Raw genomic sequence first — 26,563 nt, 5'->3', positions numbered from 1 at the left:
ATTGTATTGTTACTTTCGTATTGGTGTTAAAACACACAACTCGAAACCATTTTGCACCAAAATGATGCGCTGCACTATTTTTGCCATCTGTAATTTCAATTAAATTTATTATTTTCAGTATGTTATGGATCTTCTTTTTTGAAATATTTGTTTACAAATAAACATGCTTTCCTCACTGTGTTTTATGAACTTTTCGATTTGAAGTTTTGATTCATGATGCTAATGTCACATCACCCCTTATTAGGGGGACTCATAAAAATAAATGATAAAGATCACAGCCCACAGCATAAATTGGGCGTGACAGACAGGTTATTAATTAAATATCTAGGAAAATAAATGATGAATCGCAGTGTATTAGCTATAGCAGTTGCGCTCGGCGCAGTGACCACCTTTGCCAACGCGGCTGAAATTTATAATAAAGACGGTAACAAACTCGATTTGTATGGCCGTGTTAACGCCAAACATTATTTTATCAGTAATGCTGACGGTGATGGCGATAAATCCTATGTGCGTTTAGGGTTTAAAGGCGAAACGCAAATTACCGATCAACTGACGGGTTACGGTCAGTGGGAATACAACATCCAAGCCAACAAATCTGAAGGCACAGATGCTACCGATGGTACCAAAACCCGTCTGGGCTTTGCTGGTCTGAAATTCGGTGATTATGGCTCGTTCGACTACGGTCGTAACTACGGCGTGGTGTACGACGTTGAATCCTACACCGATATGCTGCCGGAATTCGGCGGTGACTCCTACAGCTACACCGATAACTTCATGACTGGTCGTTCTACCGGTCTGGCAACTTACCGTAACCGTGATTTCTTCGGTTTGGTTGAAGGCTTGAACTTAGGCTTGCAATACCAAGGTAAAAACGAAGGCCGAGATGTACAACGCCAAAATGGTGACGGTTATGGCCTGTCTCTAGATTACCAAGATATCGGTGGAACGGGTGTTGGTTTTGCAGCGGCTTACTCTGATTCTAACCGCACCACTGATCAGAAAAACTCTCAATACGGTAAAGGCGATGACGCTTCGGCCTGGACCACCGCGGTTAAATACGACGCTAACCAGGTTTACTTAGCCGCAATGTACGCAGAAACTCGCAATATGACGCCAATTTCTGTGAATGGGACTTCTGGCTTCGCCAACAAAACGCAGAACTTTGAATTGACCGCGCAATACCAGTTTGAAAACGGTATTCGTCCTTCACTGGGTTACGTGCAATCTAAAGGTAAGGACATCGAAGGGATTGGTGATGCCGATCTGGTTAAATACTTCGAAATCGGTGCAACTTACTACTTCAACAAAAACATGTACACCTATGTGGATTATCAAATCAACCAGTTGAGCGACGATAACCCACTGGGTCTGAGCAACGATGACATCGTAGCCGTCGCCTTGGTCTATCGTTTCTAATTTATTAATTTAATCCTCATTTCCTGTGTCGGGAAAGTGGTGCTAATAAAGGCAGGGTGCAAACTCTGCCTTTATTTAATTTCAGTATGGGGCGTACTCATTAGCTGGGAACCAAAAGTTGTCGATAAAGTCTTCTACGGGGTAACAACCCGCATGGCGTAGTTTCTGTTCCTTCATGGCATTCAAGCATTGCTGCTCGGTACGAGTCACATCCACCATGATCTCGCTACAGCCACCCTCCAAATAGCAAACAAACATCACTAATGCGTACATTGCCTTCAGTATCCTCCGTTGGCTCCATGCATGCGTGTATTGTAGATAAAACACGATGCATTTTCAGGCTATATCATTATAACTATCTATGTAATATTGGGATTACAGGACGTTTTAGGACAAATCTAACCGCTTAACGGCATCACATGAATTGAATATCTCTCTTGCGCTGCTAAGCTTAACAAGCCTTAAGTCTACGTAACAATTTAACCATTAAAAGGAGTCGATATGGGATTGTTGAGTTTTGCGAAAGAAGCTGGTGCCAAACTGTGGGATGCGGTAAGCGGTAAAGCCAATGCTGCTGACTTGAAAGATCACCTCAATAAAACGGGTCTGCCAGATACCGATAAAGTCAACGTGGAAGTGGTTGATGACAAAGTAGTTATCTCTGGTGATGGTATTACGCAAGAGCTAAAAGAGAAGATCTTGGTTGCCGTGGGTAACGTGGCAGGTATCAGCGGCGTGGAAGATAAAGTCACCACCTCAGATTCCGGGACTGAAAGTCAATTTCATACCGTGGCTAAAGGTGAAACTTTGAGCGCGATTTCGAAGCATTACTACGGTGATGCCAACAAATACAACAAAATTTTTGAAGCAAACAAGCCAATGTTGAGCCATCCGGACAAAATCTATCCGGGGCAAAAGCTTCGTATCCCTGCGTAGTCTGCCTTAAGACCGACGGTCCGATGCCTATTCGGGCCGTTTTTACTTGCAAATCATTTCTCTAATCCATATTTTTTGTTAATTTATTCTAATGAGTTATACTTTCTCGGTTTATAAAACGATGAGTTTAAATAACCTTTTGTGAAATCACCTCAAAAGCCCACTTCAGATAAAAAATACCGAGAAAACCTTGGTGATGCCCAATTTGCCATCATGGTGTTAGTGTTAGCCTGTAGTTCGCTGGTGATTTTTACCTTGGCAGTGACGCTATGGTTGACATAATCCCGTCATCTTCAGCGTACCCATACTCAATGGAGGCCGTTTACGATGAGCAATTTCCGTCCGACCCTCTCTTCCTCCCGCGATTGTCCCGTTGTTGATGGGCAACGTCAGATTCAACATATCCCTGTTCGTCATACCGAGGTTGGTGGCATTCCGATCCAACGTGCTTTGCCAACGCGTGAACGACGTACGGTAGGAGCTTGGTGTTTTCTCGACCATGCTGGGCCATCGGTATTTAAGGGTGACTCAAAAGGGATGGATGTCGGGCCTCATCCCCATATTGGCCTACAGACTTTTACGTGGATGATTGCGGGGGAGGTATTACACCGCGACAGCTTGGGGAGTGAGCAGGTGATACGGCCAGGTCAGGTTAATTTGATGACGGCTGGGCGTGGTATCGTGCATACGGAACACTCTTTTGGTGAACATAAGCAATTGCATGCAACGCAATTGTGGATAGCGTTACCCGCAGAACACGCCAATATGGAAGCGCAGTTTGATCATTATCCCGATTTACCCAGTTGGCAACAACAAGGGGTGAAACAGACCTTATTAGTCGGCGAATGTGGTGAGTATTGCTCCCCCGTCTTGTCATTATCACCATTAGTGGCCATCGATTTGGAATGGCAGACCAATGGGGAGATATCAATGCCGCTACGTACTGATTTTGAAATGGCTATCTTGCCTCTTATGGGAGCTATTGAACTCGATAATGAAAAATTTTCACCCGATGAGTTCGCTTATTTGGGCGTAAATAGAAACCACCTGAATTTAAGGGCTGAGAAAGGGAGTCGAGCATTATTGATTGGTGGCGTACCGCTTAATGAAGAGATCACGATCTGGTGGAATTTCGTTGGGCATAGTAAGGAAGAAATAACCCAAGCACAGCGAGATTGGGAGCAGGGAGATAGACGTTTCCCTGATGTTGTCGGTTATGAAGGGCCACGAATGGCCGCACCCGCCTTGCCTTGGGCTAATAATCAGTGAGCCGAGCTTTTTAGAGGCTCAAATCAGGCTGTTTTCTGATGAATAATATGCAGCGGTGGCTCGATATGTAGATCGACGCTGAGATCCTGTCGGAAATCATAAGGTGTAATATTGAAGCGCTTTCTGAACATGTAAGTAAAGTGAGACTGCGAACCAAAGCCGAAGTCTAGTGCGATATCAAAAATTGTCGCATCGCTACTACGTAACTGATACACCGCACCCGCCAGCCGACGTTCGCGAATGTACTTGCCGAGCGAGACTCCTGTCGCTTCTTTAAACAGTTTCTGCATATGCCACAAGGAGTAGCCGGAATACTTGGCCAACTCCTCCAGATGGATCACTCTTCCAAGATGAGTTTCAACCCACTTACTGAGGGCGCAGACTAATGAGAGGTGGTGTTCTTGTATCATCAGTGCGTCGGTGTGAAATAGTCATAGTTATGAAGTATACACAACTTGCCGTCGTGGACAAAAAGACCGCCTAGAAGGATCGCCTGAATAGTCATAAAAAGCCGCACGAGAGGGTTGTCAGTAACAAGAAAAAAGGACTAATCTGAACTCGCTAAATCTGAAGCTCTAACTCAAAAAGCAACACCGAAAATCCGCCGTAACAACTCAATGTTGATGGGGTGATCATATGTTAATGACCGTGGTTATTACTTTAGTTGTCATTATAGGGATTGGCGTTTTTCTCGCGGCGCCAGTGATGATGGTGAACAATACGCAAGGGTTGGGAGGTGAAGAGCCGTGAAAGTAGCAAAAGAAGCATCCCCGCAACGGGGATGCTAAATCAGATTAACGCTGTGAGTCGAGTTGCTCGCTATTCTTTACCACTTCTTGGGCTTTCATATAACTTTCAATGAGTAACTGATAAGCCGGGAATATTTTGGTGTAAACCTCTGCCCATTCCTGCGCATCTTCACGGTTCCACGTGCCTTGCAGTTCAGACGCCACACCCGCAGTATCAATCGGCACCACGCCGGCTTGTACCACACGGGCTAAGGTAATTTCCTGCGCCATCTTAGAATAGGTGCCAGAAGCGTCAACAACGGCAAAGACTTTGTAGCCATCGTATACCGCGCTAATGGATGGGAAAGCCATGCATACGCTGGTGATCGTACCGGCAATAATTAAAGTCTTGCGACCGGTCGCTTTAACCGCCGCTACAAAGTCTGGGTTATCCCACGCGTTGATTTCCCCTTTACGCGCTACATATTGAGCGTGTGGGGCGTTTTGATGAATTTCCGGGATCAGCGGGCCGTTCGGGCCTTGTGGCACAGACGCGGTGGTGATCACCGGTAATTTGCTTAACGTGGCGATTTTAGCCAGCGCGGCGGCACGGGCACGCAGTTCTGGCATTGGCATATCGGCAACGGTCTGGAACAGGCCGCTTTGATGATCGATCAATAACATAACAGCATCATTAGCATCAATAACAGGACGCTGACCGTTGAAGTTTGCTGGAGTGCTCATCGTATTATCCTCTTGATTAGGCGTTACCTTCTGCATTGGTGCAGAAGTGTAAGAAAATCACTTTGAATTTCCTGAAAAATCTGGGTCGCGTTAACGTATTAGTGGCGACTGATTAGAGTTTAGCCCAAGCAGAAATTGGCGGTAGCGGTTAAAACTAAGATGCATTGTTCTATTGGTAGGACGATGGAGGGCTTGTGTAGGCGATAAATTAGCCAATGCGCTAAGCTTTGAGTATAGGGCAGGCAGGGGGTAAGTATCATGGCTTATCAACATATCGTCGTCGCAACGGATCTTTCCGAAGATGCTGAATTGCTGGTCAGCAAAGGTGCGCGGCTGGCGAGGGCATTGAGCGCAAAACTCTCGCTGATTTATATCGACATCCATCCCGGCAGCCAGTATCTGGACTCCGGCGGTGGCGAATTCGGTTATACCGATGAAACTTTCAACGAACGGGCGCAGCATCGTTTACAGACACTGAAACAGCATTTATTGGACCCCTCCAGTGAACTGATCATCCAACGGGGTGAGTTCTTGGCGGAATTGGATAAAGCAATAAACGAACGGGGATTTGATCTGGTGATCATCGGCCATCACCATGATATTTGGAGCCATTTACTGTCGTCAGCTAGGCAGGCGATCAACCACTTGCGAGTCGATGTCTTGGTGGTGCCGATTAACACCACCGAGTCGCTTACGCTGAGGTTAACTGAGCCCCTTGTTGATAAGCCAGAGCCACCACCAAAGACTGAACGAGACATAATGTAGCCGATTGGGAACGGAAGGCATCGACCTGTGCTTCTTTCACCACAAAGCAAAGATCGCTAAAGGTTGCCAGCGGGCTGATTTGGCTATCAGTGATCACTATCTGCCGCGCACCGGCTTTGGCCGTTATTTCACTCACCATCAGCGTTTCTTCTGCATAAGGTGAGAAGCTGATCGAGATAACAATATCGTTGGCCTGAACCCGGTTGACCTGCTCACGCAGCATACCACCCAGCCCATCAAGCAATACTGGGCGACAGGCGAGATGGCTCAGGGCATAGCTGAGATAAGCGGCGACGCTAAAAGAGCGGCGCAACCCGACGATATAAATAGTATCGGCCTGTGCCAATAAATCGACGGCACGTTGCAGCATTTCCGGCTCGGTACGTGCGGCCAACTGCTGCAACGCCTGCGCGTTCGAGCGTGCAAACTCTTGCAAAATATCCTGTGGCGTATCCAAAACGGCTTCACTGTCTATTTCGCGGAACAGTCGCACACGGTCGCTATAACTCGCCGTTTCCTCCACCAAGTTCATACGAAACAACTGTTTCATCTCGTTAAAACCACTGAAATCAAATGCATTAGCAAAACGGATAAGCGTTGATGGAGGAACGTCCGCCCGTTCGGCGATCACCGCCACGGTATCAAAGGCGACGCTGTTAGTGTTATCCAGCACATAGCGAGAAACCTGTTGAAGCCGTTTGCTCAGGCTATCGTAACGATCGCGGATCTGTTGTTGCAGTTCATTCAGGCTAGTAGCCGTGCTCATCATTTATCCCCTGTTCTATTGTTATGATTGTAAAGGTTCATTGGCCGTTTTCAAACGCAATCCCACCATGACGAAAAATCCACTCCCGATCACAATAATCAATATTTGTTTTATTTCAACTTAAAATGGAATGTTTGTTTCATATACAGTGTTAGATATCGGTCATCGATAACTCAGTCATCTGTAACAACGAGAGGGTCAAGATGGAGACAGTAGCGAATTTCATTCATGGTGAATCTGTTGTGAGCGGCAGCCAACGCGTTCAGGCTATTTTTAATCCAGCCACTGGCGAACCGATCCGCCAGGTGGCGATGAGCACGGTACAAGAAACCGAACAGGCGATTGCCGCAGCGCATAAAGCGTTCCCAGGCTGGGCGCGCCAATCACCGCTGAAGCGTGCGCGGGTGCTGTTCCGTTTTAAACAACTACTGGAACAACACACAGATAGTTTGGCGAAATTGATTAGCGAAGAGCATGGCAAAGTCTACTCCGACGCCGTGGGAGAGTTGACGCGTGGTTTGGAAGTGGTGGAGTTCGCCTGTGGTATTCCGCACCTGCAAAAAGGCGAGCACTCCGCCAGCGTGGGAACCGGCGTTGATAGTTTCTCGCTGATGCAGCCGCTGGGCGTTTGCGTGGGTATCACGCCGTTTAACTTCCCGGCGATGGTGCCAATGTGGATGTTCCCGATCGCGCTGGCAACCGGCAATACATTCATTCTCAAACCTTCGGAAAAAGATCCATCGTTGGCGGTGAGACTGGCGCAATTGCTGAAAGAGGCCGGATTGCCAGACGGCGTATTTAATGTGGTGCAGGGCGACAAACAGGTGGTGGATGTCTTGCTAACTGATCCCCGTGTGCAAGCGGTCAGTTTCGTCGGTTCAACGCCGATTGCGGAATATATTTACAGCACCGCCTCGGCACACGGCAAACGTTGTCAGGCACTAGGTGGGGCGAAAAACCACTGCATCTTGATGCCGGATGCGGATATGAATATGGCCGTTAACGCCATCATGGGCGCGGCTTTCGGCGCTGCGGGTGAACGTTGTATGGCGCTTTCAGTGGTGTTAGCGGTAGGGGATGACACTGCAGAGGATCTGTGCCAACGGGTGGAGCAACAAATTGCCGCACTGCGCGTGGGCGCTGGGTTGCAACAGTCACCGGAAAACGAAATGGGGCCGCTGATTTCTGCGCCACATCGTGACAAAGTGCTGAGCTATATTGATAGCGGTGTAGAGCAAGGTGCGACGTTGCGCGTTGACGGCCGTGGATACCGCGTGCCCGGCCATGAGCAAGGCTATTTTGTCGGGCCAACGTTGTTTGATAACGTCACGGCGGAGATGAAAATCTATCAAGAAGAGATTTTCGGCCCGGTGTTAGCGGTGGTGCGAGTGCCAGATTATCAGACTGCGCTGGATCTGATTAATCGTCACCAATATGGTAACGGTACGGCGATTTTCACGCGCGACGGTGGCATTGCACGCCGTTTCTGTGATGAGGTGCAAGTCGGCATGGTGGGCGTTAACGTACCGATCCCAGTGCCGATGGCATTCCACAGCTTCGGTGGTTGGAAACGCTCAATCTTCGGCCCGTTGAATGTACACGGCAATGACGGCGTGCGTTTTTATACCCGCATGAAAACCGTTACCGCCCGCTGGCCGGAGTCTAACAACCACCACGGCGCAGCCTTCTCCATGCCAACGCTGGGCTAACAGGAGGGTTCATGAAAACAGAACGCATGACCATGGCGCAGGCGCTGGTCAGGTTTCTTAATCAGCAATATATCGAAGTGGAGGGGCAGGAAGCCCCGTTTATTCAGGGCATCATGACCATCTTCGGTCACGGTAATGTGCTGGGTATTGGGCAGGCGCTGGAACAGAACCCCGGTCATTTACAGATCCATCAGGGCTGTAATGAACAAGGCATGGCACATATGGCGATCGGTTTTGCCAAGCAGCACCGCCGCCAGCGTATTTATGCCGTGACTTCGTCGGTAGGGCCGGGAGCGGCAAATATGGTGACGGCTGCGGCCACCGCAACGGCCAACCGTATTCCACTGCTGTTGTTGCCGGGCGATATCTACGCCAGCCGCCAGCCTGATCCGGTATTGCAGCAGATTGAGCAGTATCACGATCTCAGCATCAGCACCAACGACTGTTTCCGCCCGGTATCCCGTTATTGGGATCGTATCAACCGGCCTGAGCAGTTAATGAGCGCGATGCTGAGTGCCATGCGGGTGTTAACCGATCCGGCAGATACTGGCGCGGTGACGATCTGCTTGCCGCAGGATGTGCAGGGCGAAGTCTGGGATTATCCAGCCAGTTTCTTCGCCCGTCGGGTACATCGTATCGAACGCCGTCCGCCAGATGCCCACCGCCTCGAACAGGCGTTAGCATTGATAGCTCGCAAACGCCGTCCACTGGTGATTTGCGGCGGTGGCGTCAGATATTCTGGCGCACAAGAGGCGTTTCGCGCGTTTGTTGAAACGGCACAACTGCCGTTTGCCGAAACGCAGGCTGGAAAAGGTGCGCTGATTAGCGACCATCCGCTGAACCTAGGCGGTTTGGGCGTGACTGGCGGTTTAGCTGCCAACTTGATTGCACCACAGGCCGATCTAGTGATTGGCGTCGGTACTCGGCTAACCGACTTCACCACCGGTTCCAAATCGCTATTCGCTAACCCTGACGTTGAATTCCTGCTGCTCAACGTGGCGGAGTTCGATGCCATGAAGCTGGACGCCACGGCATTGATTGCTGATGCGCGTGTCGGGCTGGAAGTGTTATCGCAAGGGCTAGGTGATTATCGTGCTGACTGGCAGCAGGAAATTATTGATGCCAAAGCGCAGTGGCAACAGGAGTGCCAGCGGCTGTGGGCTCGAACGTGGCGACCCAACGACGCGCCGGAAGTCGCCGGGCACTTGGACGAAACGCTGACGGAATATAGCGAAGCGCTAAACACCGCACTGACGCAGACTCGTGCTTTGGGGCTGATCAATCAACAGATCGAAGACGATGCCATTGTGGTCGGCGCGGCGGGTTCACTCCCGGGCGATCTACAGCGCTTGTGGCAGGTCAAAACGCCAGACGGCTACCATCTGGAATACGGTTATTCCTGCATGGGTTATGAGGTGGCGGCAGCGGTTGGTGCCAAGCTAGCGATGCCAGCGCGACCGGTATACGCGATGGTGGGCGATGGCTCTTGGTTGATGCTGCATTCAGAGATCCAAACGGCGGTGCAGGAGGGAATAAAAATCACCGTTCTGCTGTTCGACAACGCCGGGTTTGGCTGCATCAATAATTTGCAGATGGGGCACGGCATGGGTAGCTTAGGCACCGAAAATCGCCATCGAAACCCACAAACCGGCAAGCTGGACGGCCCGTTGGTGAAGGTTGATTTTGCGATGAATGCCGAAAGTTACGGTTGTCGGGCATGGCGGGTTCATGATGAACAAAGCTTGCTGCAAGCGCTTGAGGAATCACGTGATCATGCGGGGCCGGTATTGTTGGACATCAAAGTGCTACCAAAAACCATGACCCACGATTACGGCGCTTGGTGGCGAACTGGTGACGCGCAACAAGCTGATTCTCCAGATGTTGAGCGTGCAGCGCAGCAAACTCAGGCCATGGTGAAACGTGCTCGTCAGTATTAACTTTCATTAACAACAAACTGTTTCATGTTCCGTCAGTGCTGCTGGCGGAACATGACAATTTCCGCAATCACCACTTCAGACTAATCCCCTGTTTTTCTGCAACTTTCCTTATTTAGTTAACTATTATTCACCAGTTACTTGTATTTTTTACTTATAAAGGCCGGATAAGGAGAGTTTAATCAGCAGGGTTAATGGTTCCACCCGGTTTTAAGATTGAAATACCTAGTTACAACTCGCTAGAATGCGTCAAAAGTATAGGGTGACGGCTCTGAATGGAATGGGCTCAGTAACTCAACGAATCACGATACGTCTCAGTGCATTACCGCATCAGCTTCGTACTTTAATTAGCAGAAAAGGTTTCAGGGATGAAAAACGATAACAAACAACCCATTAATGCCGCGCAACGTCTACTGAGCTACCTCCTGTGTGGCTTCTTGGCGTGGCAGCCTCTGTTGCCTGCTTTTGCCAATGGCGTTAACGTGGCGGAAGGGAATACCCGCGTCGATCAGGCCGCCAACGGCGTGCCGGTGGTGAATATCGCCACCCCCAATCAAGCCGGGATTTCGCATAATAAATACAACGATTTCAACGTTAATCAGCAAGGTCTGATCCTCAATAACGCCACTGAGCAGCTTAACCAGACCCAGCTCGGCGGCCTGATCCAGAACAACCCCAACCTGCAAGCCGGTAAAGAAGCGAAGGGCATCATCAACGAGGTGGTCGCGCCGAACCGTTCGCAATTGCAAGGCTATCTGGAAGTCGCGGGTAAAGGCGCTAGCGTGATGGTCGCCAACCCCTATGGCATCACCTGTAACGGCTGCGGTTTTATCAATACCCCGAACGCGACGCTGACCACCGGTAAACCGGTACTGGGTGCAGACGGCAAGCTGCAAGCGCTGGAAGTGACGCAGGGCGCGATTTCCATTCAAGGCAAAGGACTGGATGCGAGCCAGAGTGATAAGTTCGCGCTGATTGCTCGCGCCACTGACATCAACGCCCAGCTTCATGCCAAAGATTTGCAGGTGACGCTGGGGGCGAACCGAGTCGATGCCAATGGCAATACGACGCCGATAGCCGGCGTGGGTGAGGTACCGAAAGTCGCTATCGATACTGGCGCTTTAGGTGGCATGTACGCCAACCGTATTCATCTGGTGTCGAGCGAAAAAGGGGTCGGCGTTAACCTCGGCGACCTTAATGCCCGTGCCGGCGATATTCGTCTGGACGCTAGCGGCAAAGTGACACTGAATAATTCACTGGCGCAGGGCAACCTGCAGGTGAATGCCGCTGAGGTGGCCTTGGGGGGTGAACATCAGGCGCAGGCGATGGCACTGACCAGTCAGGGTAATTTGGCGCTGGAAAACGCCACGTTGAACACTCAGGGCGATATTCAGCTCAAGGCCGCACAGCTGGTGACAGCAGGGAAAATGCTGGCCGGTGGGCAGTTGAACCTGAACGCCGGGAGTTTGCAGGGGAGCGCGGAAAGCCGTCTGGCAGCGCAAGGGGACGTCGGGCTGACGTTGAGCGGCGACGCGGATTGGCAAGGGACTTTGACCGCCGGACGCGATTTGACCGTCAGCGCCAATCAACTGACCAACCGTGGGCAGTTGGCCGCCAACGGTAACAGCCAACTCACGGCGAACAGCCTCACCAACCACGGCTTGCTGCAAGCGCAAGGCACGCAGCGGCTCGATGTGGGGCAACTGAACAACCGCGGGAAAGTGCAATCGGCTGGTGCGCAGACGGTCACCGCGAATAGCGTGACGAACAGCGGATTGCTGGGCTCTCAGCAAGGGCTGAACCTGACCGTGCGTGACGGATTGACCGTCAGCGGTGGGTTGTACAGCGACAGCCTGCTCACCGTACAAGCCGGGGAGTTTTTGCTGAGCGGCAGCGCGTTGGGTAAACAGGGCGTTTCGCACAGCGGTAATCTGACTGCGCTGGCGGGTTCTTCACTGCTGAGCGGCGGCGATATGGGGTTGCAGGGCGAAACGCTGCAACTGGCGGGTTTGCTGTCCAGCGACCAGCAACTGACGCTGAAGGCAACGCAGCTCAAGATGGCACAGAGCGCCCAGACGCAGGCCAAACAGGGCATGACGGTGATGGCCACAAAGAGTGCGCAACTGGCGGGCGTGTTTACTACGCTGGGGGATGTGCAGTTTACCGGTGGCACGGTAGATAACCGGGCGGCTATCAGCGCGAAGGCTATCAATTGGAACAGCCAGTCACTGAATCAATACGGTCAGCTTCAGGCGGAGACGTCTCTCACGTTGACCAGCAATACCCTGAATCAGCAAGGCAATTTGCTGGCGGGGCAATCCCTGACCCTGCGCGGCGAGCAGTTGACCCACACCGGGCAAATCAGTGCCCCAACATTAACACTGGCCTTCACCCGTTCGCTGAATAACAGCGGCAAGCTGATTGCCGGTGAAGCGCTGACGCTCAACACAGATTCCCTAAGCAATAGCGGCACCGTGGCGGCCAATGACCTTTCGCTTACCGCAAACCACCTGGACAACAGCGGACTGATTCAGGCCACCACCGACGCCACCTTAACGTTCACCGATGTGCAAAACCGACTGAATGGACGGTTGTTAGCGGGTGGTGCGCTGGATCTGCACGGCCAGCAGGTCGACAACGCCGGTAAAGTGCAAGGCAAAACGGTGGATGTGGCGTCGAATAGCTGGAACAACAGCGGCAGTGCGCTTGGCAGTGACAGCCTGACGGCGAAGGTGCAACAGCAACTGAACAATGGCGGTCAACTGCTGAGTTCTGGCGCGGTTAATGTGCAGGCTGCTGAGCTGGTTAACGACGGTAAAATCCTCAGTGAAAGCGCTCTGACGCTGGTGGCCCCGCAGGTCACCAACCGCGGTGAGATGCAGGGGAAAACTGCCCAACTGAACGCGGATGCATTGACTAACAGCGGTAACCTGATTGGTGTGCAAAAGCTGGTGCTGCAATTGCAGCGCGACCTGAATAACGCCACGGGCGGTAAGTTGCTGAGTGGCGGTGAGCTTAATATCACGGCCGATGCGGTGAGTCACGCCGGGCTGTGGCAGGGCGAACGTATTGTGCTGGCGGCACGGCAGTTCGACCATAGCGGCACGGCGCAGGCGAAATCCATTCAACTGACTTTGACCGGCAATCTTACCAGCGCCGCCGGTAGCCAACTGGTGGCGAACGACGCTTTGGCGATAACCGCGCTGGCGCTGAATAACGCCGGAAGTTGGCAGGCGAGCTACTTGCAATTACGGGGGCAATCACTCAGCAACAGCGGCACCTTGACCGGCGTTAAGCAACTGGATGCGACGATTAACGGCAACGTTGAACAAGGTGTCAGTGGGCAAATGCTGAGTGGTGGTGGGCTGACGCTCACCGCCGATAGCGTCAACAATCTGGGGCGCGTACAGGCCAATGACCTGACGTTGGTTGCCAACGACGTCACCCACGGCGGCGTGTTGCTGGGGCAGAACAACGTCGATATCCAACTGACGGGGATTTTCAATCAGTTAGCAGGCAGCACGTTGCGCAGCCAAAACCGCCTGACATTGAATGCGGCAGAACTGAATAACGCCGGGGAGATTCAAGGCGATGGCGTCAGTACCTTGACGCTGACGCGTGGGCTCAACAACAGCGGCAAACTGCTGAGCGCCGATGCGTTGACCCTCACGGCACCACAGCTGACCAACGATGGCGGGTTGCAGGCCAAAACACTGACCCTGAACGGCACCACCTTAGATAACCGCGGCACGCTGATGGCGGCCAATGACAACCATCTCGGTTTCACCACAGTCAATAATAGCGGCACGATGCAGGGTGAATCACTGGGTCTGAAAAACGCCGATACCCTGAACAACAGCGGCACCGTGCTGGCAACCAACCTGTTGGACATACAAGCGAAGCAAATCGACAACAGCGCTACCGGCAAGCTGTTCAGCGCGGGTAATCTGAGCTTGACCACCAATGTATTGAACCAACTCGGCCAACTGGCGGCGCTGAAAGACTTGGCGCTGACGCTCAATGCTGCATTCAGCCAGCAAGGGTCGTTGGCAGCAGGGAACAAGCTCAGCATCAACAGCGCCAGTGACCTGACGATTAACGGCACGGTACAAGGCCAGAGCCTGGAACTGCGCAGCGGCGGACAGTTTGTTAACGCCGGTACTCTGCGTGCGGGTGGCGGCGATGTGCGGATTGAGGCGAATAGCATCACGCAAAACGCCGGAGCCAGTCTGCAAGCGGGGGGATTAGTGCAACTGCTCAGCCGTGGCGAACTCACCAACCACGGTTTTATCGGTACGGCGGGTGACTTGGTACTGTCGGCGGTGGGGCACTTGCTCAACAGCGCGATGTTGTACAGCGGCGGCAATATGCAATTGCTGGCAGAGCGTATCACCAACCAACGTGGCGATATTCTGGCGGGTAACAGCCTGTGGATGCAGCGCGACGCCAACGGCACAACCAATACGGAAATCATCAACACCTCCGGCACCATTGAGACGGAAAACGGCGATATCACTATTAAGACCGGGCATTTGTTGAATCAGCGGGAGGGGTTGAGTGTCAGCGTCAGTGGCGAGGAAGACCTGTCAACATTATACCCTTGGTTGACCTCAACCATTGCGGATGTTCCATTAAATTATCTTAGATCCATTGGTTACCAATATGGCTATTACCGCAGTGCCACAGGGTGTGCTAACGGTTGTGCGGGGGCGTATTACTCTTACGCTGCTGCGTACAGTGATAGCCCAGCACTTGAATTGGCCGTGTCTCGCTCTCAAGTTACTGTCAATAGTGATGGCTCGGCATCAGCTCGCATCGCTTCTGGTCGTGATTTAGCTCTCTTTGCAGACAACGTGGAAAACAACGCGAGTCATATTTTAGCCAATCGTAATGCCGTACTGAGTGGGCGTATTCTCAATAATCAGTCATGGATACAGAGCACATTAACCCGTTACCAGACATACAGTTACGCCACGGGTAACGTCTATGGCAGAACGCAGAAGTATGCCACGGAACCCACGTCGACCTCTCAAAATTATGACCCCTTACGCGGTGATTTTCTTCGTTATGTGGCGACCGGTGACACCCGTATGGAAGGGACTGAGGAAGGCACTTACCGCGCCGTTATTCAGGCCGGTGGGGATATCGTCGCCACGTTCACCGACACTATCGGTAATACCCTCACCACGGCTAACGCCGGTAGCATCAGCACAACCATCGCCAAACCGACGCTAGAGACGGTGCAAAAGCCGGATGCCATCAACGGCACGCAGGCGCAAGGGTTAAACGGCGACCAGACCGTCACCATTGGCACGCCAGCATGGCAAGACAGCCTGCATGAGGCGTTGAGTGACCTCGGTAATGCGGCGCAACTGGCCGATTACCCGCTGCCGAGTGGCACCAGCGGACGCTTTGTGCCGAGCCCCGACCCCAACAGCCCGTACCTCATCACCACCAACCCCAAACTGGACGGCTTGGGGCAACTGGACGACAGCCTGTTCAACGACTTGTACGCCTTGCTAGGACAGCAACCGGGCAACGCGCCACGCGAAACCGGTAGCCAATTTACCAATGAGAAACAGTTCATCGGCTCGGCCTATTTCTTAGGCCGGCTGAACCTGAACCCGGATTACGACTATCGCTTCCTCGGCGATGCGGCGTTCGACACCCGCTACATCAGCAATGCCATGCTGCACCAGACCGGGCAGCGTTATATCAATGGCGTCGGTTCTGATTTGGCGCAGATGCGCTACCTGATTGATAACGCCGCGCGGGCGCAGCAAGGGCTGGGGCTGCAATTTGGCGTCAGCCTGACGGCAGCGCAGGTGGCGGCGCTCGATAAGAGCATTGTCTGGTGGGAGAAGGTGACTATCAACGGCCAAACCGTGCTGGCACCGAAACTGTATCTAGCGAAAGGTGACACCGCACCACTCAACGGTAGCGTCATCGCTGGGAATAACGTCAACCTGAACGGTGGGCGCATCGTTAACGATGGCAGCACGATGCAGGGCGGCGACTTGCTGAGCCTCTCCAGCCGAAGCAGTATCAGCAACCTCAATGGCGGCTTGCTGAATGCCGCAGGGGCATTGGACCTGAGCGCCATCGGCGATATCAGCAATATCGGCTCGACCATTAGCGGCCAGCAGGTTGGGTTGGAAAGCTTGGATGGCAGCATCATCAACCAGACCTTAACCCGTCAATGGGACGCGAGTGGTTCAAGCGGTTGGGGCAATCAGTCGTTGTCCTTGTCACGCACTGAAATCGGTGACATGGGCACCATTAAGGCCGGTGACTCTCTGAGCCTGAGCGCCGGTAAGAATATCGACATCCTCGGCGCACAGGTCACCTCCGGCGGTGCGATGGACATGTGGGCAGGGGAAGACATCAATATCCTCGCCAACACCACGTACAGCGCCGATAAACGCGAAGGTCGCGACAGCCTTATCCGCGAAAGCGACGGCAGTCAGGCGGCGATGGTCAGTGCAGGCAGTGATTTATCCACTCATGCAGGACGCGACCTGAACGCCAAAGCCTCGGTGTTGGTGGCGGACAACGACCTCAGCCTAAGCGCCGGGCGTGACGTCAATCTCACCACGCAAGAAACCCGCGAATACAGCGAAAGCAAAGGCAATCGCCGTCAAGAGATTGACGAATCGGTACGCCAGCAAGGCACTGAACTGGCGAGTGGTGGTAACACTCGTATCACCGCCGGCCGTGATGCCACGCTGAACGCAGCGCAAGTACAGGCCAGCGGAGACGTTGCAGTCAACGCGGGACGCGACATCGCGCTCAATAGCGCCACCGAGAGCGACTATCATTTCTTTGAAGAAACCCAAACCAAGAAAGGGTTCTTGTCCAAATCCACCACGCATACGGTGGAACAAGACTACGCCACGCATGAGAAAGGCAGCATGTTGAGCGGCGACAACGTGCGTCTGTCGGCGGGTAATGACTTGGCGGTTCGTGGTTCTTCTGTCGTCGGCGATAGCATCGTGACCCTGCAAGCGGGGAACAACGTCGATATCGTGGCGGCGACGGAAGAGCAATCCACTTATCGCTTGAACGAGAAGAAAAAGAGCGGCATGTTCAGCGGCGGCGGATTCGGCGTCACTTTCGGCAGCACCTCGTCTCGTCATCAAATCAATGAAGACGGAACCACCCAAAGTCAGAGTGTCAGCACCGTGGGCAGCACCGACGGCGATGTGAATATCGTCGCTGGCGGTAAGGCGCACATTGGCGGCGCGGATGTGATTGCCGACAAAAACCTGAACGTGGCAGCAGGCAGCATCACAGTTGACCCCGGTAATGATTTGTTGCGGCGCAAAGAGCGCTACGAGCAGAAGCAGAGTGGGTTGACGGTGGCGATATCGTCACCGGTCACGGACGCCTTGCTGGCGGTAAAAAGTGCGCTTGACCGCAGTGGCGAAGTGAGCGACAACCGTTTGCAAGCGCTGTATGCAGTACAAGCCGCAGACATGGCTTGGGCGGCCGGGGCGCAAGCGCCATCGATGGTCAACGATATCGCCCAGGGCAATCTGGATGCGGTCAAGGTGCAGGTCAGTGTGGGTGCCAGCAAGAGCACCTCAGAATCTGACTTGAAGCAAAATCAGGTGCGTGGCAGTTCACTGTCGGCGGGTGAAAACGTCACGATGGTCGCTACGGGAACGAAAGGCACTGACGGCAACCTGCATATCAGTGGCAGCGGCGTAACGGGCAACTCCGTGACACTGGTTGCCCAGAATGACCTGATACTGGATGCGGCGGCTAATAACACGGAGCAGACCAGCAAGAATAACAGCAGTGGCTGGAATGTGGGTGTGCATGTGTCGGTGGGGCAGAATACCGGTATTGGGGTCTCTGCCAGCGGTTACCAGTCGAAAGGCAAATCGGACGGCACCAGCACTGAATACGTCAACACGCGGATTAACGCTAAAGACGAACTGAACCTGAGTAGTGGTCGTGACACCGTGATTTCCGGTGCGCAGGCGTTGGGTGATAAAATCACTGCCGATGTGGGACGTGATTTGACCATCAGTAGCCTGCAAGACACCGACGATTACCACAGCGAACAGAAAGACGTCAGCGGCGGCGCGAGCTTTACCTTTGGCTCGATGACCGGTTCGGCTTCGCTAAGTGTTAACAAAACGAAGATAGACAGCGAGTACGCCAGCGTCGGTGAACAGAGTGGCTTGTTTGCCGGGGATAAGGGTTTTGACGTCAACGTCGGTAAGCACACGCAACTTAACGGCGGGGTAATCGCCAGCACTGCTGACAAGATTCATAACCAACTTTCCACCGACACATTGGGTTGGAACGCGATTGAGAACGAAGCGAGCTACAGTGCCAGCAGCAAGGGCATCAGTGGCGGTTTCTCTTCCGAAAAGGACAATAACGGAGACAGAGTCAACAGCGGCGGTGTGTTGCCGAACATCGGTGTGAGCAGCAAGGGCGATGCCTCGGGAACGACCCAATCGGCGATTGCAGATGGCACGCTCCGCGTTCGTGATACGGCGAACCAGACGCAAGACGTTAACGACCTGAGTCGGGACACCGAGAATGCCAACGGCAGCATCGGGAAAATCTTCGATAAGCAGAAAATCGAAGAGCAGCAAGAGCTGGCGGCGGTGTTCGGGCAGATGGCGAACAAATATGCTGGTGATATCGGTGCCAGCATGGGCTGGGGCGCGGACAGCAAAGAGAAGGCCGCCATCCACGGTGTAATCGGTGCGATACAAGCGAGCTTCGGTGGTGGAAATGTGTTGGCCGGAGGTCTGGCGGGACTGGGCAGTGAAGCGTTCGGGCAGTTGGTGCATAACTACCTGACGGAAAACACCACATTGGATGCGAAGGAAAAGGCGGCCATCACCCAATGGGCTGCGGCGGTGAGTGGCGCGGCTGTAGGTGGGGTAGTTGCGGGGAGTACGGGCGCGAGTTCGGGGGCTGCGGCGTCGCTGGACGCCGAACGCTACAACCGTCAGTTGCACCCGGACGAACGTGCTGAAATCAACAAACTGGCGGACGGTGACGAAGAAAAAGAACAGCGTCTGCTGGCCGAGGCCTGCCGCCGCGTGGACTGTGCCAGTGAATTTGCGTTGAACTCGGAACAGCGCGCGTATTATGAAACGCTGATGCAAAATCAGGCGGCGACGCCGGAAGAGCGTAAAGCGCTGGATAATTATTGGGTTACACAGTTTAAAGAGAATTACGGTAATTATCCAAGCTATGCCGGGACAGAAGACAAGCAACTGTTCCAGTACGGTGAAGGTGATAAACTTAATGACAGCCAGCAGTTTGTGCGCAACCAGTATATTGTTGAGCTGAGTGGCAAGCTGGGTGTGGAGGTTGAAACCGCTCGCCGGATCACGGAAGGGATGTCGCTGGCAACGCTGGTTGTGGCGGCGAAGAACGGGAAGGATCTGCCGGGTAAAGGGGCTACAGGTAAAAATAGTGCAATCGTTCCTGGTGGCGGGTTGGCTGCTCATGAGAAAGCTGGCGGTCATTTGATTGATCGTCACGTAGGAAAAACTGAATCGGAGCTATTTGATAGAGTGTCTACAGGTAATACAAAAACAGCATCTACATTTACTGATAGATCTACGGCAGAAGCTGTGGCAAGCAAAGCCATTGATAACAATCAAGCGAAGATCCAGAATTATTTATCTGGTAGTCAAAAGGGTTACTTAGAACTTGATTATCAATCCTCAGCGGCTATTGGTATCAGTGTTACTCGCGGCTCGACAAGTGTTGTGCCCACTACAAATGCCAGAATTATCATTGGAAGAGATCCTTCAATGCCTGGCGGATATAAGATTATTACCGGATATCCAACACCATGAATATTAATGAAAAATACCCTTCATTATCATACTTATTAAGGTGTTATTTTAACCAAGATTTTGAGGTGTTATTTGGTAATGCGGATGAAACATTGGCAGCTTATAAAGCTACTGAGACTGCGGAAGAGCGGTTGCAGATGAAAGCTGAAATAGGCTATCTGCTGGCACTTTCTCTATCAGATGATGAATTACAGGACATACTGCTTAACAAAATTGATTGTAGCTATTATTACCCTAACGAATGGCCTTCATCGGAAGAATGGTTAAGACATGTATGTGATCAAATGAACTGAAAGATTCCCGGCCAAGAGGCCGGGAATCTTTACTTTAGGTTCTAAGAACGCCCTTGGCCGAACTGCGTTATCACAATCCTGCCCGCCGCAGTGGTGGCGTTGATCTGCTTCGGTCTTGTGAGGTCAAATCCACTCAACCAGTCCCCGGCGATGATCAGTTCACCGTGATAGTTAATCCAGTCCGCGCCAAGGTCGTGACCGTGTTGACTGTCTTCGCACAGCGTCTTCCACTCGTCATCATCGGTCACCATGGTGAGGGTGATCCGGTTGCCTTGGCGTTGCAGCCGAAACCGGGCTCCGGATCGCCAGTCATGACCAGCAGCTTATAGATATTAATTTGTGATTGTGTGTCACAAATTGGCGGTAGCGTGACCTAAGTCCTCCCGTATCACCGCTGGTTGTGATGCCACGCTGAACGCGGCATAGGTACAGGCCAGCGGCGACGTAGCGGTTATCTTGCGCAGGAAATCAAAGTGCGCACCCAAAATGCAGATGGCACCACCAATGTGGCAGCGAACGCAGCAGCCCATGCGATGGCGGGTGCATTGGTAGCGTTGGTATCGGGTAACAATGCGGCGGCAGGTGCAGCGGGCGCGGCCAGTGGTGAGTTGGCGGCACGGCTTATCGTCGAGCAACTCTATCCGGGACAAGACCCCGCGACGTTGACGGAAGAGCAGAAGCTGAACGTCAGTGCCTTGAGTCAACTGGCCGCAGGGCTGGCAGGTGGTTTGGCCGGAGATAGCACTGCGGGTGCTGCAGGCGGGGTGATTGCGGGTAAGAATGCGGTGGAGAATAATTCTCTGAGTCCGGGAGGCTTTGGTAAAGGCATGGCCGACATGGGCATGTCGCAAGCCTCGCTCGGTGCATCAATGATGCAAAAAGGCTCTTCCCCAGATGAAATCGTGGCCGCACTGGTTAAAAATGCTCAAGGGGATATGCCAGAAGGCCAAGATGCAGTTAAAGGACTACTGACCGCATGGGGTGAGTTTTTTGGTGTTCCGGTTAGTGCGTTGACCTCAAGTGAGGAAATGACACCTAAAAAAGCTGCGGAAATCATGGCTAGCGGCATACCAACCAGTGAAGCCAAATTAGTGCAGTATGTCCTTGCCAAGGCAGTTCTGACGGTAGCAAAAAGTTCTGATTTGAATTTATCAGCATCAAATCAGAAATATGTGGATATTCTTTCGGCAGAAGCTAAGCAACATATTTTGTATGGGGTGGTCCTACCAGTGGTGGACACTTATATCCTGGAAATCCAGGAAAAACAGTCTTCCCACAAAACTGGTCTGCCGATAAAGTAGTACATGAAGTGGGTGATATCGCGACTTCCCCAAATACTACTTGGTATGCTCAAACTGGTACTGGAGGTCAATATACTAGTAAGGGAGATTCTGCCAAGTGGGTTGCATACGAGGAGCGCGGAGGGGGGCGTATTCGAGTCGTCTATCAACCAGCTACAGGTAAAGTTATAACGGCATTCCCAGATAATACTCCGATGCCGCCATATAAACCGGCAAAACAATAGAGGTAGATTAGGGATGTTCGCTGACCGAATAACTAACTTTGGACACAAATTTGATGGCAGGTTAGACCAAGGTCTTTTAGAAGGTGCTTTGGATTATATAAATTTTAACGAAGAACCTCTGGCTTTTGAGATCCTCTGCGATCACATATGTGAATATGACGTAACGCTGACCCAAGCCGAGTATGACGAAATGATAACGCTCGTAAAAGATATGGGGTTCAATGAGAATGATGCGCCATATAAACATATAAAACAGCTTGTTATGTAGCAAAGATCCCGGTTCATTCGCCGGGATCTTTGTTTTTAAGCCCTAAAGATCCCTTGGCCGTGCTGCAAAATCTGAATCCTCCCCGGCGCGATGGTGGCCTTAATCTGCTTCGGTCTGGTGAGGTCAAATCCGCTCAGCCAGTCCCCGGCGATGATCAGTTCACCGTGATAGTTAACCCAATCAGCACCGAGGTCGTGGCTGTACTGGCTGTCTTCGCATAGTGTCTTCTACTCGTCATCATCGGTCACAAAGGTGAGCGTGATGTGGTTGTCTTGGCGTTGTAGCTGGAACCGGCTTCCAGGTCGCCAGTCGTGACGGATGAGGGGCAGTGTTGGCATGGGTTCGGTGGTCACGGTGATCTTCATACGGCGGCCTCCGTAGCTGATGCGATGCGGATGATCAGTTGTCCCGGTTCGGTGATCACCTCGACCTTCTGACCGGTGGTAAAGCCCAATGCTTCGAGACAACGTCCCTTGAGGGTGAGTTGTGGGTAAGGGTTGGGTTGCCCCCGGTGTGGCGGTAACCCACACCACTACGCCTTGAAATCATTAGAACGTTCATTTCATTTCTATATTTTCCCTTCCGTATTACTTCCCTATCCTTCTGATTTCTCCTCCTCGGTACCAATCGCTTCAGTTAAATGTTGTGATTTTGGTAACAAAATTCGCCAGATACATGATGAAAATGTTAACTGTGACTCAAAAATGAAATTTTCACTATTTATAAAAATGAAATAAATGTTTTATTTAAGGGGTGATTATTGAGCTGCACACAGTTACCGGACGCTTCCGGTGAATGACCATCAAGGAGCCGCTATGTTTAACATTGCCTTACTCGGCGCAGGCCGCATCGGTCAGGTTCACGCCGTCAATATCTCCGCCCATAAAGAAACCCGACTTTGGTCGGTGGTCGATCCTAATCAAACCAACGCCACTCGTCTCGCCGAACAGTATCAGGCGCGTCAGCAAACGGTGGAGCAGGCTATGACCGATCCTAATGTTCATGCGGTGCTGATTGCCTCCGCTACCGATACCCATGCCGACCTGATTGAACTGGCCGCCAAACATGGTAAAGCCATCTTCTGTGAGAAGCCGGTACACCTCAGTCTCGCTCGGGTGCGTGACTGCCTGAAAGTGGTGAAAGAGTTCAATGTTCCCTTGTTTGTCGGTTTTAATCGCCGGTTTGATCCGCAGTTTCGCAGGGTAAAAACCGACGTGCTGGAAGGACGTATTGGTAAGCCGGAATCGCTGCTGATTATCTCGCGCGATCCGTCACCACCACCGGCGGAGTATGTGCGTGTTTCCGGCGGGATGTTCCGCGATATGACCATCCACGACTTCGACATGGCACGTTTCATCATGGGCGAAGAGCCAGTTTCGGTATTTGCACAGGGCAGCAATCTGGTTGATCCGGCGATTGGTGCGGCGGGCGACATCGATACCGCGTTTATCGTACTGAAATACGCATCCGGCGCGATGGCGACCATCGTCAACAGCCGCCGTTCTGCTTACGGCTACGACCAGCGTTTGGAATTACATGGCGCTAAAGGCTTGTTGTGTGCAGGCAATATTCTGGAAAACCAAGTGCAATGTTATTCGCAAGACGGTTGCAATAGCGCCTTACCAGAGCACTTTTTCCTTCAGCGTTACAAAGCCGCTTATGCCGCGGAATGGGAACATTTCGCTGCCGTGCTGCGCGGAGAACAACAACCAGAATGCAGCGGTGACGACGGAGAGCGTGCGCTGTATCTGGCTGATAAAGCCTTGGAGTCGCTGCATAGTCAGCGTGAAGTCTCCTTATAACTAACCTCTTTAGACCCTACAACCCAAAGAGAGATAACAATGAAAAAATTACTCCTTGCAGCACTCATCGCATTAACCGCCGGGGCGGCTCAGGCCAAAGACGAACAAATCGTTTTCAGCACACCAAATTTGGCGATGCCGTTTGAAGTGCACATGCAGCGCACGGCGGTGAAAACCGCTAAAGAGATGGGCGTCAAGCTACAGGTATTAGACGGACAAGGGAGTTCATCTAAGCAAACGGCGGATCTGGAAAACGCCATCACCCGTGGCGCTCAGGGCTTCATTTTATCGCCTAACGATGTCGATGCCATTTCTGACACGGTAGCGGAAATCCAAAAAGCCAATCTGCCGATAGTGACGCTGGATCGCTCGGTAAACAGCAAGGAAAAAGTGCCGCACTTTGGTGCCAATAACTACAAAGGCGGCCAAGCGATTGCCGATTACGTGAAGTCGAAATTCCCGGATGGTGCGAACATTGTGCTATTGACCGGTCAGCCTGGATCTTCTTCCAACATTGAACGTACCAAAGGCATTCGCGACAGCCTGAAAGCGGGTGGTGCGAAATACAAGATTGTGATCGATCAGACGGGTAACTGGATGCGTTCAGAAGGGATGCGTATTACCGAGAACGTGTTGCCATCGCTGAAAAAACGTCCGCAGGTGATTCTGTCTGCCAACGACGATATGGCGCTGGGGGCGATCGAAGCCTTGCAGGGCTATGGTGTGAAACCGGGTGAAATCATGGTGACGGGTTTTGACGCGGTGCCTGAAGCCTTGGCGCGAGTACGTGACGGCTGGCTGGCAGTGACTGCTGACCAACGTCCGGGCTTCGCGGTGAAAACGGCGATGACACAACTGGTTGAAAATATCCGAGAGAAAAAGGCGATCAGCGGTGCGGATTATGCGCCAACGCTGATCACTAAAGACAATTTGGATCAGGCCGAACGTATTGGCGAAGTCAGTAAATAACCTTCGAATCGCCGTCACTTCGGTGGCGGCGTCTAAAAGTGTTTACAGGAGCAGGTAATGTCGCAACCTTTACTGAAAGTCACTGAACTGGCGAAAAGTTTTTCCGGCGTCTGGGCGCTGAGTAACGCTCAACTGACGGTGGGAAAAGGGGAAATCCACGCGCTGTTGGGAGAAAACGGCGCAGGGAAATCAACCCTGCTCAAAGCGCTAGCCGGTGCGCAACCGCAGACCCGTGGCGAAATCTGGTTCAACGGCGAAACGCTGGCGGTGGACGATTCTCCGGTGGTGCGGCAGAACAAGGGCATCATCACCATTTATCAGGAATTCAATCTGTTACCCAATATGACGGTAGCGGAGAATATGTTCTTAGGGCGTGAACCGAGCCGCCGTATGTTTGTTGACGCTAAAGCGGTCAATAAAGAGGCGCAGGCAATATTGGAATACCTGCAACTCAATATTGCGCCAACCACTGCCGTTGCGCGTCTGAGCGTAGCTCAGCAACAAATGATCGAGATAGCCCGCGCGCTGACGCTGAATGCCAAGCTGATCATTATGGACGAACCTTCGGCGGCGTTGAGTGACAGCGAAGTGGAAAGCCTGCACCGCGTGGTACGCGAGCTGAAATCTCGTGGTGTTAGCATTATCTATGTCACCCACCGTTTACACGAAGTGTTCCAACTGTGCGATCGCTTCACGGTGTTCCAAGACGGACGCTATACCGGTTCTGGTGACGTCGCAGGCACCAACGTTGAGCAGATTATCCGCTTGATGGTCGGGCGTGATGTGGTGTTCAACCGCCGACCGGCCAGCGAAACCCATCATGAAGATCAACCTATTCGGCTGTCGGTGAAAGGACTGAGCCGTGAAAAGCCACCGCTTGATCCGCACGGTATCGCATTGCATGACATTAATTTTCACGTCCATCGCGGTGAAGTGCTGGGCATCGCTGGGCTGGTCGGTGCAGGGCGCACGGAAGTGGCACGCTGCCTGTTTGGTGCTGACGGTTTTACTTCCGGAAGTTTTGAATTGGATGGTGAAGTTTATACCCCAAACGATCCGATGCATGCGCTTGATCTGGGCATCGCGCTGGTGCCGGAAGATCGCAAAAAAGAAGGCGCGGTGCTGGGGTTGTCGATTCGCGACAACCTGACGTTATCCAGCCTGTCTTCATTGCTTCAATGGCGTTTCTTCGTCAATTCCCGCAAAGAGAACGATTTGATTGAGTCTTACCGACTGGCACTGCAAATCAAAATGGTCAATAGCGATCAGGAGGTGCGCAAACTTTCCGGGGGGAATCAGCAAAAAGTGATTTTGGCACGCTGTATGGCATTGAATCCACGGGTATTGATTGTGGATGAGCCAACGCGAGGCATTGACGTGGGCACCAAGTCAGAAGTGCATCAGGTGCTGTTTGATATGGCAAAACAGGGCGTAGCGGTGATTGTGATCTCTTCCGATCTGCCGGAGATCCTCGCGGTTTCTGACCGGATCATCACGCTTAGCGAAGGGCGCGTAACCGGCGAAATCCACGGTGACGACGCAAATGAAGAACGGTTGATGACCATGATGGCCATTAACCATCACGCATTGAACGCCGCATAAC

The 26,563-nt window shown here is 52.3% G+C and carries 19 protein-coding genes and 2 pseudogenes; 14 read left to right on the top strand and 7 right to left on the bottom strand.

Annotated elements, in window-relative coordinates; translation table 11 throughout:
* Positions 1-336 precede the first annotated feature (336 nt).
* The gene (locus tag AC3ISQ_RS12905) at positions 337-1,416 is read left to right on the top strand and encodes a porin (protein ID WP_489347033.1); all 1,080 of its coding nucleotides are present in this window, start codon (positions 337-339) and stop codon (positions 1,414-1,416) included.
* Positions 1,417-1,497: 81 nt separating this feature from the next.
* Here the strand turns inward: AC3ISQ_RS12905 and AC3ISQ_RS12900 are convergent, their stop codons facing one another.
* Positions 1,498-1,689 carry a YdfD/YebW family protein gene (locus AC3ISQ_RS12900; RefSeq protein ID WP_489347031.1) on the bottom strand — a complete coding sequence of 64 codons (192 nt, stop codon included), beginning with the start codon at positions 1,687-1,689 and terminating at the stop codon, positions 1,498-1,500.
* 228 nt (positions 1,690-1,917) lie between these two features.
* Here AC3ISQ_RS12900 and lysM point away from each other — a divergent pair, with 228 nt between their 5' ends.
* Positions 1,918-2,352: a peptidoglycan-binding protein LysM gene (gene lysM / locus AC3ISQ_RS12895; RefSeq protein WP_489347029.1), complete on the top strand. Its 435-nt coding sequence runs from the start codon at positions 1,918-1,920 to the stop codon at positions 2,350-2,352.
* A gap of 327 nt (positions 2,353-2,679) precedes the next feature.
* Positions 2,680-3,621 (top strand): pirin family protein, encoded by a 942-nt coding sequence (locus AC3ISQ_RS12890; RefSeq protein ID WP_489347027.1) that lies wholly within the window; start codon positions 2,680-2,682, stop codon positions 3,619-3,621.
* A 23-nt stretch (positions 3,622-3,644) separates the two neighbouring features.
* On the opposite strand, the gene AC3ISQ_RS12885 is transcribed toward AC3ISQ_RS12890, so the two are convergent.
* Both AC3ISQ_RS12885 and AC3ISQ_RS12880 read right to left on the bottom strand, forming a co-directional pair.
* Positions 3,645-4,031, bottom strand: a complete 387-nt coding sequence (locus AC3ISQ_RS12885; RefSeq protein WP_489347025.1) for a helix-turn-helix domain-containing protein — start codon at positions 4,029-4,031, stop codon at positions 3,645-3,647.
* Between the two features lie 384 nt (positions 4,032-4,415).
* Positions 4,416-5,093, bottom strand: a complete 678-nt coding sequence (locus tag AC3ISQ_RS12880) for an isochorismatase family protein (protein WP_489347023.1) — start codon at positions 5,091-5,093, stop codon at positions 4,416-4,418.
* Between the two features lie 258 nt (positions 5,094-5,351).
* On the opposite strand from AC3ISQ_RS12880, the gene AC3ISQ_RS12875 reads away from it, so the two are divergent.
* Complete coding sequence (locus AC3ISQ_RS12875) at positions 5,352-5,858, top strand: universal stress protein (protein WP_489347021.1); 507 nt, start codon at positions 5,352-5,354, stop codon at positions 5,856-5,858.
* On the opposite strand, the gene AC3ISQ_RS12870 is transcribed toward AC3ISQ_RS12875, so the two are convergent.
* Positions 5,785-6,624: a MurR/RpiR family transcriptional regulator gene (locus tag AC3ISQ_RS12870; protein WP_489353275.1), complete on the bottom strand. Its 840-nt coding sequence runs from the start codon at positions 6,622-6,624 to the stop codon at positions 5,785-5,787. The genes AC3ISQ_RS12875 and AC3ISQ_RS12870 overlap by 74 nt on opposite strands.
* Positions 6,625-6,827: 203 nt before the next feature.
* Here AC3ISQ_RS12870 and AC3ISQ_RS12865 point away from each other — a divergent pair, with 203 nt between their 5' ends.
* The 4 genes from AC3ISQ_RS12865 to AC3ISQ_RS12850 all read left to right on the top strand — a co-directional run bounded on the left by AC3ISQ_RS12865 (position 6,828) and on the right by AC3ISQ_RS12850 (position 20,396).
* Positions 6,828-8,333: a CoA-acylating methylmalonate-semialdehyde dehydrogenase gene (locus tag AC3ISQ_RS12865; protein WP_489347020.1), complete on the top strand. Its 1,506-nt coding sequence runs from the start codon at positions 6,828-6,830 to the stop codon at positions 8,331-8,333.
* Between the two features lie 11 nt (positions 8,334-8,344).
* Positions 8,345-10,270, top strand: coding sequence for a 3D-(3,5/4)-trihydroxycyclohexane-1,2-dione acylhydrolase (decyclizing) (iolD, locus tag AC3ISQ_RS12860; RefSeq protein WP_489347018.1), 1,926 nt, complete (start codon positions 8,345-8,347; stop codon positions 10,268-10,270).
* A 365-nt stretch (positions 10,271-10,635) separates the two neighbouring features.
* Complete coding sequence (locus AC3ISQ_RS12855; RefSeq protein ID WP_489347016.1) at positions 10,636-20,103, top strand: hemagglutinin repeat-containing protein; 9,468 nt, start codon at positions 10,636-10,638, stop codon at positions 20,101-20,103.
* A complete protein-coding gene (locus AC3ISQ_RS12850) occupies positions 20,100-20,396 on the top strand; it encodes a contact-dependent growth inhibition system immunity protein (RefSeq protein WP_489347014.1) in 297 nt (98 codons plus the stop codon). The genes AC3ISQ_RS12855 and AC3ISQ_RS12850 overlap by 4 nt, the downstream gene beginning before the upstream one ends.
* 41 nt (positions 20,397-20,437) lie before the next feature.
* Here AC3ISQ_RS12850 and AC3ISQ_RS12845 read toward each other — a convergent pair whose 3' ends face one another.
* Entirely contained in the window at positions 20,438-20,647 is a 210-nt protein-coding gene (locus AC3ISQ_RS12845) for a hypothetical protein (protein ID WP_489347012.1), read from the bottom strand.
* 222 nt (positions 20,648-20,869) lie between these two features.
* Here AC3ISQ_RS12845 and AC3ISQ_RS12840 point away from each other — a divergent pair, with 222 nt between their 5' ends.
* The 3 genes and pseudogenes from AC3ISQ_RS12840 (at position 20,870) to AC3ISQ_RS12830 (ending at position 22,189) form a co-directional block, all read left to right on the top strand.
* Positions 20,870-21,697, top strand: coding sequence for a VENN motif pre-toxin domain-containing protein (locus tag AC3ISQ_RS12840; protein WP_489347011.1), 828 nt, complete (start codon positions 20,870-20,872; stop codon positions 21,695-21,697).
* Positions 21,697-21,921, top strand: a pseudogene (locus AC3ISQ_RS12835) (hypothetical protein); the annotation flags it as partial. The gene AC3ISQ_RS12840 and the pseudogene AC3ISQ_RS12835, both read left to right, overlap by 1 nt.
* 13 nt (positions 21,922-21,934) lie before the next feature.
* Positions 21,935-22,189, top strand: coding sequence for a MafI family immunity protein (locus AC3ISQ_RS12830; protein WP_489347009.1), 255 nt, complete (start codon positions 21,935-21,937; stop codon positions 22,187-22,189).
* Between the two features lie 227 nt (positions 22,190-22,416).
* Here the strand turns inward: AC3ISQ_RS12830 and AC3ISQ_RS12825 are convergent, their stop codons facing one another.
* Both AC3ISQ_RS12825 and AC3ISQ_RS12820 read right to left on the bottom strand, forming a co-directional pair.
* Positions 22,417-22,554, bottom strand: coding sequence for a hypothetical protein (locus tag AC3ISQ_RS12825; RefSeq protein ID WP_489347007.1), 138 nt, complete (start codon positions 22,552-22,554; stop codon positions 22,417-22,419).
* Positions 22,551-22,706 (bottom strand): annotated as a pseudogene (locus AC3ISQ_RS12820) (SymE family type I addiction module toxin); the annotation flags it as partial. The pseudogene AC3ISQ_RS12820 and the gene AC3ISQ_RS12825, both read right to left, overlap by 4 nt.
* A gap of 298 nt (positions 22,707-23,004) precedes the next feature.
* Here AC3ISQ_RS12820 and iolG point away from each other — a divergent pair.
* Genes iolG through AC3ISQ_RS12805 form a run of 3 tightly spaced genes read left to right on the top strand, consistent with a single transcriptional unit; the run spans position 23,005 to position 26,562 of the window.
* Complete coding sequence (gene iolG / locus AC3ISQ_RS12815; RefSeq protein WP_489347005.1) at positions 23,005-23,991, top strand: inositol 2-dehydrogenase; 987 nt, start codon at positions 23,005-23,007, stop codon at positions 23,989-23,991.
* A gap of 39 nt (positions 23,992-24,030) precedes the next feature.
* Entirely contained in the window at positions 24,031-24,960 is a 930-nt protein-coding gene (locus tag AC3ISQ_RS12810) for a sugar ABC transporter substrate-binding protein (protein ID WP_489347003.1), read from the top strand.
* 57 nt (positions 24,961-25,017) lie between these two features.
* Entirely contained in the window at positions 25,018-26,562 is a 1,545-nt protein-coding gene (locus AC3ISQ_RS12805) for a sugar ABC transporter ATP-binding protein (protein WP_489347002.1), read from the top strand.
* The last annotated feature ends 1 nt before the right edge of the window (position 26,563 follow it).

The sequence above is a fragment of the Serratia sp. KH_031 genome (assembly GCF_057839655.1).
Note: the sequence above shows the minus strand (reverse complement) of the source record. Positions and strands in the feature narration are given on the sequence as shown.

Excerpts from the sequence above, each read along its gene's own strand:
- AC3ISQ_RS12850 (WP_489347014.1), top strand. The coding sequence starts at position 20,100 with ATGAATATTAATGAAAAATACCCTTCATTATCATACTTATTAAGGTGT.
- AC3ISQ_RS12830 (WP_489347009.1), top strand. The coding sequence starts at position 21,935 with ATGTTCGCTGACCGAATAACTAACTTTGGACACAAATTTGATGGCAGG.
- AC3ISQ_RS12825 (WP_489347007.1), bottom strand. The coding sequence starts at position 22,554 with ATGAAGATCACCGTGACCACCGAACCCATGCCAACACTGCCCCTCATC.
- AC3ISQ_RS12890 (WP_489347027.1), top strand. The coding sequence starts at position 2,680 with ATGAGCAATTTCCGTCCGACCCTCTCTTCCTCCCGCGATTGTCCCGTT.
- AC3ISQ_RS12805 (WP_489347002.1), top strand. The coding sequence starts at position 25,018 with ATGTCGCAACCTTTACTGAAAGTCACTGAACTGGCGAAAAGTTTTTCC.
- iolG (WP_489347005.1), top strand. The coding sequence starts at position 23,005 with ATGTTTAACATTGCCTTACTCGGCGCAGGCCGCATCGGTCAGGTTCAC.
- AC3ISQ_RS12900 (WP_489347031.1), bottom strand. The coding sequence starts at position 1,689 with ATGTACGCATTAGTGATGTTTGTTTGCTATTTGGAGGGTGGCTGTAGC.
- AC3ISQ_RS12855 (WP_489347016.1), top strand. The coding sequence starts at position 10,636 with ATGAAAAACGATAACAAACAACCCATTAATGCCGCGCAACGTCTACTG.
- AC3ISQ_RS12865 (WP_489347020.1), top strand. The coding sequence starts at position 6,828 with ATGGAGACAGTAGCGAATTTCATTCATGGTGAATCTGTTGTGAGCGGC.
- AC3ISQ_RS12880 (WP_489347023.1), bottom strand. The coding sequence starts at position 5,093 with ATGAGCACTCCAGCAAACTTCAACGGTCAGCGTCCTGTTATTGATGCT.
- AC3ISQ_RS12875 (WP_489347021.1), top strand. The coding sequence starts at position 5,352 with ATGGCTTATCAACATATCGTCGTCGCAACGGATCTTTCCGAAGATGCT.
- lysM (WP_489347029.1), top strand. The coding sequence starts at position 1,918 with ATGGGATTGTTGAGTTTTGCGAAAGAAGCTGGTGCCAAACTGTGGGAT.
- iolD (WP_489347018.1), top strand. The coding sequence starts at position 8,345 with ATGAAAACAGAACGCATGACCATGGCGCAGGCGCTGGTCAGGTTTCTT.
- AC3ISQ_RS12870 (WP_489353275.1), bottom strand. The coding sequence starts at position 6,624 with ATGAGCACGGCTACTAGCCTGAATGAACTGCAACAACAGATCCGCGAT.
- AC3ISQ_RS12905 (WP_489347033.1), top strand. The coding sequence starts at position 337 with ATGATGAATCGCAGTGTATTAGCTATAGCAGTTGCGCTCGGCGCAGTG.
- AC3ISQ_RS12885 (WP_489347025.1), bottom strand. The coding sequence starts at position 4,031 with ATGATACAAGAACACCACCTCTCATTAGTCTGCGCCCTCAGTAAGTGG.
- AC3ISQ_RS12810 (WP_489347003.1), top strand. The coding sequence starts at position 24,031 with ATGAAAAAATTACTCCTTGCAGCACTCATCGCATTAACCGCCGGGGCG.
- AC3ISQ_RS12845 (WP_489347012.1), bottom strand. The coding sequence starts at position 20,647 with ATGGTGACCGATGATGACGAGTGGAAGACGCTGTGCGAAGACAGTCAA.